Below are 10,369 nucleotides of genomic sequence, written 5' to 3'. Positions count from 1 at the left end.
CCGAGGCCCGGGCCCGGGCCGCCGCCGAGCCCGCACGGGACGCCGGCACAGCGGACGCCGCCCCCGACCCCAAGTCCCGGGCGGCCCGCTTCAGCAGCTTCCGCAACGCCGTACGGCCCGACTCCCCACCCCCGGAGGACAGCTCCCGATGACCGCGACCACCGACGAGAAGCTCAACTGGCTGCTGGAAGGGCTCCTCGAACGGACCCCCGGTGTCCGGCACGCCCTCGTGCTGTCGAGGGACGGCCTCAAGCTGTGCCGCACCCCCGAGCTCTCCGTCGACCAGGCCGACCAGCTCGCCGCGATCTCCGCCGGCATCCAGAGCCTGTCCCACGGCGCGTCCGTGGAGTTCGGCAACGGCAGCGGCGGGGTCCGCTCCGCCATGGCCGAGTTCTACGGCGGCGTCCTGTTCATCGTGGAGGCGGGCGCCGGCGCCCACCTCGCGGTCGTCGCCGCCGAGAGCGCGGACGTGGGCCTCGTCGGCCACAACATGAGCGAGCTGGTCGAGCAGCTGGGCGAGCACCTGGTCGCCCCGCCGCGCGAACCCGCCGACGCGGCCGCCGCCGCCCGGGGCACGGCCGTATGACCCCGCGCCCCCGGCCCGGCAGGGACGACGCGCCGGACCGGCTGTACACCCTCACGGGCGGCCGCACCCGGTCCGACTCCGCCGCCTTCGACCTGGTCACGCTGGTGGTCTCCGAGTGCGAGCCGGCCCCCGGCATGCAGTCGGAGCACGTGGCGATCCTGCGGATGTGCGAGCGGCCCACCGCGGTCGTGGAGATCGCCGCCGATCTCGACCTGCCCGTCAGCATCGTGCGCATCCTGCTCTGCGATCTGCTCGACACCGGCCGGATCAGCGCCCGCCACCCGCGTACCGCACGCGTATCGGACCGGCTTCCCGCCCCCGACATCCTGGAACAGGTGCTCGTTGGACTCCGCAACCTCTGACCGCGCCGCCCTGAGAGCGACGGCCGACAACGGACTGAAGATAGTCGTGGTCGGCGGCTTCGGGGTCGGCAAGACCACCATGGTCCGATCCGTGAGCGAGATCCGTCCGCTCAACACGGAGGAGACGATGACCCGCGCGGGCGAGGCGGTCGACCACCTCGACGGCGTCGGGTCCAAGACGTCCACCACGGTCGCCTTCGACTTCGGCCGGATCACCCTGGACGAACGCTCGGTGCTCTACCTGTTCGGCGCGCCCGGCCAGGAGCGCTTCTGGTTCCTGTGGGACCGGCTGTTCTCCGGCACCCTGGGCGCCGTCGTCCTGGTCGACACCCGGCGGCTGGCCGACTCCTGGTACGCGATCGACCGGCTGGAGCACCACGGCACGCCGTTCATCGTGGCCTGCAACGACTTCGGCGGCCCGCTCCACACCGAGCAGCAGATCCGGGAGGCGCTCGACATCTCCCCGGACGTCCCGCTCGTGGAGTGCGACGCGCGCGACCGGTCCTCCAGCAAGTACGTGCTGATCACCCTGGTCAAGCACCTGCACCGGCTCTCGGCGGCCCGTACCGGGGACACCCCCGCGCCCGCCGAAGGCACCCCCGCCCTGACCCCGGAGCCCACCCCGTGACCGAGTGCCCCCACGCGGCCGGTGCCGTGCCGCTGTACGGCCCCCGCTTCCAGGGCGAACCGGCGGCGCTCTACCGGGAGCTGCGGCGCGATCACGGACCGGTCGCCCCGGTCACGCTGCCCGGCGGCGTCCCGGCCTGGCTCGTCCTCGGCTACCGCGAGCTGCACCAGGTCACCGGGGACCCGGCCCTCTTCACGCGCGACTCGCAGCTGTGGAACCAGTGGGACGCGATCCCCGAGGACTGGCCGCTGATGCCGATGATCAGCCGGACCCAGCCGTCCATCCTCTACACCGTCGGCGAGCGCCACAGCCGCCGGTCGGCCATGATCTGCGAGGCGCTGGAGGCCACGAACCCCTTCGAGCTCAGGAAGAGCACCGAGGAGTTCGCGGACGAACTGATCGACGCGTTCTGCGCGGCCGGCTCGACGGATCTGATCGCCGAGTACGCGATGCTGCTCCCCGTCCGCGTACTGGCGAAGCTGTACGGCTTCTCCGACGACAAGGGCCCCGCCCTCGTCACCGCGATGAACGACATGATCAACGGCGGGCCCACCGCGCTCGCCGGCCAGAAGCACATCGCCGGTTCCATGTACGCGCTGCTCGCCGGCCGGCGCGCCGAGCCCGGGGACGACGTCGCCTCGCGGATGCTCGCCAACACCGCCGGGTTCACGGACGAGGACGTGGCCCGGGACCTCATGGTGATGATGGCGGCCGGGCACCAGCCGACCGCCGACTGGATCGGCAACTCGCTGCGGCTGATGCTCACCGACGACCGCTTCGCCGCCTCTCTCTCCGGCGGCCGGCACAGCGTCGCCGAGGCCATGAACGAGGTGCTGTGGGAGGACACCCCGAGCCAGAACATCGCCGGCCGCTGGGCCGCCCGCGACGTGCACCTCGGCGGCCGCCACATCAAGGCCGGGGACCTGCTCGTCCTCTCCCTCGCCGGGGCCAACGCCGACCCCCAGGTCCGCACGGACGGCTCCACGCTCACCGGCGGCAACAACGCGTTCTTCTCCTTCAGCCACGGCGAGCACCGCTGCCCGTTCCCGGCGCAGGAGACCGCCGAGGTCATCGCCCGTACGGCCATCGAGGTCATCCTCGACCGGCTGCCCGACGTCGACCTCGCCGTCCCCGCCGACCGGCTCACCCGGCGCCCCTCCCCCTGGCTGCGCGGCCTGACCGACCTGCCCGTGACCTTCACGCCCACCCCCGCCCTCGGAGGCCCCAGATGACCGCGCCCACCACCGAACCGGCCCACGCGGAGGACCGGCAGGACCGCATCGTCCTCGACCCCTTCGTCACCGACCTCGCGGGCGAGAGCGCGCGGCTGCACGCGGCGGGCCCGCTCGCCCGGGTCGAGCTGCCGGGCGGGGTGCCCGTCTACACCGTCACGCACTACGCCGAGGCGAAGGCGCTGCTCACCGACAGCCGCCTGGTCAAGGACATCAACGTGTGGGGCGCCTGGCAGCGCGGCGAGATCCCGCTCGACTGGCCGCTCATCGGACTCGTCAACCCGGGCCGCACCATGCTCACCGCCGACGGCGCCGAGCACCGCCGCCTGCGCGGCCTGGTCGCGCAGGCGCTCACCGTGCGCCGGGTGGAGCGGCTGCGCGAGGGCATCGAGGCGCGGACGAAGGTGCTCCTGGACCGCCTGGAGGAGCGCGCGGCGGGCGAGACGGTGGACCTGAAGGCGGAGTTCGCCTACCCGCTGCCGATGAACGTGATCAGCGAGCTCATGGGCATCGACTCGGCGGACCTGCCCCGGATGAAGGAACTGTTCGACAAGTTCTTCTCCAACATGACGCCCCGCGCCGAGGTGCCGCAGATGATGGCGGACATCCACACCCTGTTCTCGCGCATCCTGGACGAGAAGAAGGAGGCCCCCGGCGACGACCTGACCGGGGCGCTGCTCCTGGCGTCCGAGGACGGGGACCACCTCACCGACGACGAGATCCTCAACACCCTGAAGCTGATCATCGCGGCGGGCCACGAGACGACGATCAGCCTCATCGTGAACGCGGTGGTGGCCCTGGAGACCCATCCCGAGCAGCGCCGGGCGGTGCTGGCCGGGGAGGTGGACTGGGACGGGGTCATCGAGGAGACGCTGCGCTGGTCGGCGCCGACCTCGCACATCCTGATCCGGTTCGCCTCGGAGGACATCGAGGTGGGCGACCGGGTGCTGCCGAAGGGCGAGGGCGTCATGACCTCTTTCGCGGCCATCGCGCACGACGAGGGCCAGTGGGGGGCATCGGCCACGGAGTTCGACGTGACCCGCTCCCCGAACCGCCACATCTCCTTCGGGCACGGCCCGCACGTCTGCCCGGGCGCCGCGCTGTCCCGCCTGGAGGCGTCGGTGGCGCTGCCCGCGCTGTACGCCCGCTTCCCGGAGCTGTCCCTCGCCGTCCCGGCGTCCGCGCTGCGCAACAAGCCGATCGTCACGCAGAACGACCTGTACGAACTCCCGGTCACGCTGGGCTGACACCGTACGCACGGAGGAACGCACGGATGTTCCTCCGACGGCCACGGGTCGGAAGCCCTGTCTCATCCGACGGACAGGGTGCGTGGCCTCCGCACCGAGGCGTTACGCTCCGACTCGTGGCCGACATCCAGATTCCCGCTGACATCAAGCCCGCAGACGGGCGCTTCGGCGCCGGTCCCTCCAAGGTGCGGACCGAGGCGCTCGACGCGCTGGCCGCCACCGGCACGTCTCTGCTCGGTACGTCCCACCGCCAGGCACCGGTGAAGAACCTGGTCGGCGCGGTGCGCGAGGGCGTACGCGACCTCTTCTCCCTCCCCGAGGGCTACGAGGTGATCCTGGGCAACGGCGGCTCGACCGCCTTCTGGGACATCGCGACGCACGGTCTGATCGAGTCGAAGTCCCAGCACCTCAACTTCGGTGAGTTCTCCTCGAAGTTCGCGAAGGCCGCCAAGCTGGCCCCGTGGCTGGCGGACCCGACCGTCATCGCCTCCGACCCGGGCACCCACCCGGACCCGGAGGCCGAGGCGGGCGTCGACGTCTACGCCTTCACGCACAACGAGACCTCCACCGGTGTCGCCGCGCCCATCAAGCGCGTCGCGGGCGCCGACGAGGGCGCGCTCGTCCTGGTGGACGCCACCTCCGGCGCGGGCGGCCTCCCGGTCGACATCGCCGAGACGGACGTCTACTACTTCGCCCCGCAGAAGTCCTTCGCCTCCGACGGCGGCCTCTGGATCGGCGTCTTCTCGCCGGCCGCCCTGGAGCGCGCGGCCCGTGTCCACGCCTCGGGCCGGCACATCCCGGAGTTCTTCTCGCTGCCCACGGCGATCGACAACTCGCTGAAGAACCAGACGTACAACACCCCGGCGCTCGCCACGCTCTTCCTGCTGAACGAGCAGCTGACCTGGATGAACACCCAGGGCGGCCTGGACTTCGCGACCGGCCGCACGGCCGCCTCCTCCGGCCACCTGTACGGCTGGGCCGAGGAGTCCAAGTACGCGACCCCGTTCGTCACCGACCCGGCCAAGCGCTCCCAGGTCATCGGCACGATCGACTTCGCGGACGAGATCGACGCCTCCGCCGTCGCCAAGGCCCTCCGCGCCAACGGCATCGTCGACACCGAGCCGTACCGCAAGCTGGGCCGCAACCAGCTCCGCGTGGCGATGTTCCCCGCGATCGACCCGGCGGACGTCCAGGCCCTGACGGCCTGCATCGACTACGTGATCGAGAAGCTGTAGCCCGTACGCCCCGGAACGGCCCTGCGCACCGCGAGGTGTGCGGGGCCGTTTCTGCTTCACTCGACCGCGTGGCATATGCCGGAAACACGGTCTGGAGCCGTTCAGCCCTACGATGATGGTCTCGACACCAGCCGTCCCAGGAGGCCCGCAGTGTCTGCAGCAGCAGTCGAGCACCCCTGTGACGATGGACCGGAGCCCCTGCTCGTCACGGCCAACCGGCTCGCCGAGCAGAATCCCGGCCATCGCGTCGAGATCATCGGAGGCGTCATCACCGTGGCCCCACGCCCGGACGGCCCGCACGCCCGCGCCCTGACCAAGCTCATGCGTCCCTTCATCACGGCCGGACTCGACGACGGGGAGACGGCAGTCCTCCAAGGCATCGGCCTGTGGCTGCCGGGCGGCCCCGAGGACTTCGCGATCCCCGATCTCGCCCTGGTGGACGCGGACTTCGATGAACACCTGATCAGGACCAACAGCTACGACCCCGCCGTCTTCCGCCTCGTCCTGGAGGTCACCTCCAGCAACTACGCCAGCGACCTGCGGCACAAGGTCGCCGCGTACGCCGAGGCGAAGATCCCCGTCTACGTGATCCTCGATCGGAAGCACGACCGCGTCCACGTCCTCACGGAACCGCTGGGCGGCGCGTACGACCGCCACGAGGTGTACGCCCCCGGCCGGCAGGCGCCGCTGCCCGCGTCGATCGGCGCCGAGGTGAGCCTCGATGTCGCCGAACTGATCCAGGCGGGCCGGCCGAAGCCCCGTACGCCGGAGGCCTGAGGCGCTAGGGACCCTGTCACCAACCTCCACGGACAGAACACCTAGACGCCCCGCTCCCACCGCTCCTCGCCGTCCTCCCACTCCCCCGTTCGCACCAGGCCCGCCCCGGCGGCCACGGCGGCGGACGCCGCGTGCTCGGGGTGGATGTGCGCGGTCACGGCCGTCACCCCCGCCTCCCCCAGATGCGCCACCAGCCCCCGGGCCGCTTCCCCGGCGTACCCGCGCCCCTGCCACGGGACGCCCACCACCCACGCGATCTCGGCGCGGTCGCCGCGCACGGTGGCCTGCACGTACCCCACGAGAACGTCACCGGCCCGCAGCACCCAGTTCCACCACAGCTCGCCCGGGTCCGGCGAGCCGGCCGTCTGCCGTGCGTACCGCGCCCGCACGGAATCCGGGCTCTCCGGGGCGCCTCCGGTGAAAGCGTGCAGGGCAGGGTTGGCCAGGACGGCGGCCATCTCGTCCGCGTACTCCACCCGCAGGGGCAGCGCGTCCAGGCGGGGCGTGGCGAAGGGCACGAGGGTTCGGGGGCTCATGGTCCGGGGACCCTACGCGAAACGCCTGCGGGGCGCCCGCCGCCCGGATGAGCGCGGGGGCGTACAGGCGGACCATGGAGGTATGGACACGGTCCCGGAGCTCAAGCCCTTCGTGAAGCAGTACACCGTCCTGCTCAGCACGCGGCGGCAGGACGGGACGCACGCCGACACCCCGGTACACATCGCGGTCGAGGGCGACCACGCGTACATCCGGACGTTCTCCTCGGCGTGGAAGGTGGAACGCATGCGCAACCACCCGGTGGTGCGGATCCGCCCGTGCACCGTGCGCGGCCACCCCACGGGCCCGCAGATCGAGGCCCACGCGCGCCTCCTCCCTGCGGGCTCGAACGAGAACACCCACGCCTCGCGGATGCTGTCCCGCAAGTACCCGGCGACACAGGGTGTCCTGGTCCCGCTGACCCACCGGCTGAAGCGGGACCGGACGCTGCACTACGAGATCCGGCCCATGGATTCCTGAGCCAAGTCCCGCCCCCGGTCGGTAGGTTGGAGGAGCTGCCGGCCGACGGGGGGGCGATGACACCGGGGACCGCCGAGAGCGCGGCACGCCTTCTCCTCGACCTGGCCGCCCGCGCCACGACCGACGCCCGCGCCCTGCAGTGGTTCCTCGGCACCGAGGCCCGGGCAGCGGCCGACGCCGTGCACGCCGGGACCGACCTGCCCGACGGCGGCGTGTGGGCCCTCGGGGCCCTCGCCCTCGGCCACGCCGAGTGGTCGTACTTCCTCGCCGTCCACGGGGCCGACCCGGTGGCCCTCGGCGCCGCCGTCCTCTGGTTCGCCGAGCTGGACGGCCTGGCCCCGGGGCAGCTGCCGTCCGGTCTGCACCCCCTCTTCGCGACGCTGGCCGGCGCACCGGACGGCGCCGCCACCGAGCCCGGCTTCGCGTACCAGGCGGCGGTCGGGATGACCGTGCTGTTCCAGCAGGGCCGCGCCCCGGGCGCCCTGCCGCTCGCCGAGACCCTGCTGCGCCACGCCGCCGCCACCGCGGGCGAGGGCAGCCTCGAACAGGGCAGCTACCTGTCCGACCTGGGGCTCGTCCTCCTCTACGCGACGCAGGCGGGCGCCGGACCGCAGGCGCTCGCCGCCGCCGCCGAGGCGTCCCGCGCCGCCGTCCTCTGCGCCCCGGGCCCCCGCGACGAGCAGGCCCGCCGGCACGGCAACCTGGGCCACATACTCCGGCACCGGGCCGAGGCGACCGGCGACCCGGACACGGTCCGGGAAGCGGTCGCCGCCCTGCGGAAGGCGTCGGAGCTCGTCACCTGGAACAGCCCGAGCCGCGCGCAGCTCGGCGCCACCCTCGGCTCGGCCCTGTGCGCGGCGGCCGGAATCCTGGACGACCCCGCGCTCCGCCACGAGGGCGTCACCAAGCTGCGCGCCGCCCTCGCCGAACCCGGCGCCCCGCTGCCCTCCCGCGCCTCGTTCCTCTCCGACCTGGGCGTGGCCCTCGTCCAGGGCTCCCCGCAGGACCGCACGGCGTACGAGGAGGGCATCACCGTCTGCCGCGAGGCCGCCGATGCCGCGCCCAGCCCCTACGAACGCACCGTGTACCTCACCAACCTCGGCCTCCTCATGGGCGGTCACGCCGTCAGCGCCGGCGACCCGCAGGCCCTGGAGGACGCGTACGCGGTCACCCGGGAGGCCCTGGCCGGCGCACCGGACGGGCATCCCGTCCGCGCCCAGGCGCACTGGGCCCTCTCCCGGGTCCTGGACGCCCGGTTCGGCGCGTCGGGCAGCCCGCACGATCTGGCGGACGCCGTCGCCCACGCCCTGACCGGGATGGCGGGCCTGCCGCCCGGCGACCTGGCCCGGCGCGTCCTGCACGCCCTCGACCTGGCCGACCTGGTGACCAAGCGGGCGTTCCGGCACACCCGGACCACCGTGCCGGAGAGCGACCCGGCCGGCCTGCGCGCCCCGGCCGCCCTGATCCGCGCCCTCGCCGGGGACCTGCCGCCCCGCTCCCCCGAGCGCGCCCGGGTCCTGGCCGCGCTCGGGCGCTGCCTGCACGTGTCCAGCGACCCGGCCGATGTGGACGAGGCCGTCGACGCCTTCCACAAGGCGCTGGCCCTGCCCTCCCCCGAGGACGGCTTCGAGGCCACCACCCGCTTCGCCCTCGGCGCGGCGCTGGCCCACCGCGCGGGGCAGGACGAGCGGATGTGGCGGGCGGGCGCCGAAGTGATGCGCGGGGCGCTCGCGCTGTTCCCGCCCGGCAGCCCGGCGTACTGGGAATGCCACGCGGATCTCGCGAACATCCTCACCGCACGGGCCGACGAGACGACCGGCGTCGAGCTGTACGAGGAAGTGGAGCGCCTCCTCCGCGAGGAGCTGGCACACGCCCCGCTCACGCGCACCGAGCACTCGGTGTTCCGGTCGAACCTCGGCCTCACGCAGGTGAAGGCCGCACTGCGCTCCGGCCGGCCCGAGCTGATCGCCGAGGCGGTGGCGTCCCACCGCGAGGCCGTCGCCCGGTCCGCGCCGGAGGACATGCTCCACGCCCACCAGCTCCTCTGCTTCGGCGAGGCCCTGCTCGCCCGCGCCGAGTTCTGCTCGGACACCGCCGCGCTGCGGGAGGGCGTCGAGGTGCTGCGCCGGGCGGTCGCCGTCTCCGACGAGGACACCTACGGCGGGTCCGCCTGCCGCACCGCGCTCGGCGACGCCCTGCGCAACTTCGCCCGGCTCGCCGCCGACCCCGACGGTCTTCTGCAGGAGTCCGTCCACTGGCACCGCGAAGCGCTGGTGATGGCCCCGGGCCCGCCCGACCCGGTGGCCCTGCTCGGCCTCGCGAACAGCCTCTACGCGCTCCACCGCCGCACCCGCGAACCGCGCCAGGCCGAAGAGTCGGTGTTCCAGTTCCGGGCCGCCCTGCGCGCGCTGAGCCCGGCGACGGCCGAGGCGCGCGGCTCGATCCTGCTCGGCCTGGGAGGCATCCAGTGGCTGCTGGCCCGCCACACCGGCGACGAAGCCCTGCTGGACACCGCCGTCGAGACGCTGCGCGAGGCGGTGTCCTGCGCCTCTCCCGCCCGGACCGCCATGGCGCTCACCAACCTGGGCGGCGCGCTCATGGACCGGGGCCGGCGCACCGGGAACCGGGCCTGGATGGCGGAGGCCGTGACGGTGCTGCGGCGGGCCCTCGACCGGAGCCCGCCCGCGGCCATGGAGCGCACCCTCCACCTGAACAACCTCGCCGAGGCGCTGCGCCACTGGGGCGAGATCACCGGCGATACCACGGGCACCGCGGAGGCGATCTCGCTGCTGCGCGAGGCGATGGCCGCGGAGAACGGCGACCGGGAGGGCGGCGAGTGGGCCGCGATGAACCTCGCGGACCTGCTGACCGACCTCGCCCGGGCGAACGGTGACGCCGACATCGCCGACGAGGCCCGCCGGCTGCTGGAGTCCACCCTGGAGCGGCTCGGCGAGGGCCACCCCTCACGTTTCTTCGCGCTCCAGAAGCTCACGATGGCCTGCCACGCGCGCGTCGCTCTCGCCGACGACCCGTCAGGACCCGTGGTCCGGGAGGCATGGGCCCGGGCCGCCGAAGCCGCCCGCGCCTCCCTCACCGGCCTGGCCGAGGACGACCCGAGCCACGCCCTCTCCGCGGTCCTGCTGGCCATGGCGCAGGTCAGCCGCCACGCCCTCGGCGAGCACGTCGACCTGGCGGAGGCCCTGCGCCTCGCCCGCGACGCCGCCCGCAACCCGGTCGCGCACCGCGTGGCCCGGGTCGAGGCCGGCCGCGTCTGGGGCCTGGCCGCGT

9 protein-coding genes and 1 pseudogene are annotated in these 10,369 nt (G+C 73.5%); 9 read left to right on the top strand and 1 reads right to left on the bottom strand.

Annotated features, from left to right (window positions below):
* Positions 1–148 precede the first annotated feature (148 nt).
* The 7 genes from G3I41_RS13640 (at position 149) to G3I41_RS13610 (ending at position 6,067) form a co-directional block, all read left to right on the top strand.
* Complete coding sequence (locus tag G3I41_RS13640) at positions 149–586, top strand: roadblock/LC7 domain-containing protein (protein WP_164400481.1); 438 nt, start codon at positions 149–151, stop codon at positions 584–586.
* Positions 583–948 (top strand): DUF742 domain-containing protein, encoded by a 366-nt coding sequence (locus G3I41_RS13635; protein ID WP_164400480.1) that lies wholly within the window; start codon positions 583–585, stop codon positions 946–948. The genes G3I41_RS13640 and G3I41_RS13635 overlap by 4 nt, the downstream gene beginning before the upstream one ends.
* The gene (locus G3I41_RS13630; RefSeq protein ID WP_164400479.1) at positions 929–1,576 is read left to right on the top strand and encodes an ATP/GTP-binding protein; all 648 of its coding nucleotides are present in this window, start codon (positions 929–931) and stop codon (positions 1,574–1,576) included. Before G3I41_RS13635 ends, G3I41_RS13630 begins: the two co-directional genes overlap by 20 nt.
* Entirely contained in the window at positions 1,573–2,808 is a 1,236-nt protein-coding gene (locus G3I41_RS13625; RefSeq protein ID WP_164400478.1) for a cytochrome P450, read from the top strand. Before G3I41_RS13630 ends, G3I41_RS13625 begins: the two co-directional genes overlap by 4 nt.
* Complete coding sequence (locus tag G3I41_RS13620; protein ID WP_164400477.1) at positions 2,805–4,055, top strand: cytochrome P450; 1,251 nt, start codon at positions 2,805–2,807, stop codon at positions 4,053–4,055. Before G3I41_RS13625 ends, G3I41_RS13620 begins: the two co-directional genes overlap by 4 nt.
* Positions 4,056–4,171: 116 nt before the next feature.
* Positions 4,172–5,290 (top strand): phosphoserine transaminase, encoded by a 1,119-nt coding sequence (gene serC, locus G3I41_RS13615; protein ID WP_164400476.1) that lies wholly within the window; start codon positions 4,172–4,174, stop codon positions 5,288–5,290.
* A gap of 150 nt (positions 5,291–5,440) precedes the next feature.
* Complete coding sequence (locus G3I41_RS13610; RefSeq protein WP_164400475.1) at positions 5,441–6,067, top strand: Uma2 family endonuclease; 627 nt, start codon at positions 5,441–5,443, stop codon at positions 6,065–6,067.
* Positions 6,068–6,108: 41 nt separating this feature from the next.
* Here G3I41_RS13610 and G3I41_RS13605 read toward each other — a convergent pair whose 3' ends face one another.
* Complete coding sequence (locus tag G3I41_RS13605) at positions 6,109–6,603, bottom strand: GNAT family N-acetyltransferase (RefSeq protein ID WP_164400474.1); 495 nt, start codon at positions 6,601–6,603, stop codon at positions 6,109–6,111.
* A gap of 82 nt (positions 6,604–6,685) precedes the next feature.
* Between G3I41_RS13605 and G3I41_RS13600 the strand changes: the two genes are divergently transcribed.
* Both G3I41_RS13600 and G3I41_RS13595 read left to right on the top strand, forming a co-directional pair.
* Positions 6,686–7,081, top strand: coding sequence for a PPOX class F420-dependent oxidoreductase (locus tag G3I41_RS13600; protein ID WP_164400473.1), 396 nt, complete (start codon positions 6,686–6,688; stop codon positions 7,079–7,081).
* A gap of 56 nt (positions 7,082–7,137) precedes the next feature.
* Positions 7,138–10,369: pseudogene (locus G3I41_RS13595) on the top strand (tetratricopeptide repeat protein); the annotation flags it as partial.

This window comes from Streptomyces sp. SID9727, assembly GCF_010550605.1.
Taxonomy (GTDB): Bacteria; Actinomycetota; Actinomycetes; order Streptomycetales; family Streptomycetaceae; genus Streptomyces.
This window is presented reverse-complemented; position numbering and strand designations above follow the sequence as displayed.

What these genes read in the sequence shown, in the direction of transcription:
- G3I41_RS13605 (WP_164400474.1), bottom strand. Translation starts at nt 6,603, where the DNA reads ATGAGCCCCCGAACCCTCGTGCCCTTCGCCACGCCCCGCCTGGACGCG.
- G3I41_RS13640 (WP_164400481.1), top strand. Translation starts at nt 149, where the DNA reads ATGACCGCGACCACCGACGAGAAGCTCAACTGGCTGCTGGAAGGGCTC.
- G3I41_RS13620 (WP_164400477.1), top strand. Translation starts at nt 2,805, where the DNA reads ATGACCGCGCCCACCACCGAACCGGCCCACGCGGAGGACCGGCAGGAC.
- G3I41_RS13600 (WP_164400473.1), top strand. Translation starts at nt 6,686, where the DNA reads ATGGACACGGTCCCGGAGCTCAAGCCCTTCGTGAAGCAGTACACCGTC.
- G3I41_RS13635 (WP_164400480.1), top strand. Translation starts at nt 583, where the DNA reads ATGACCCCGCGCCCCCGGCCCGGCAGGGACGACGCGCCGGACCGGCTG.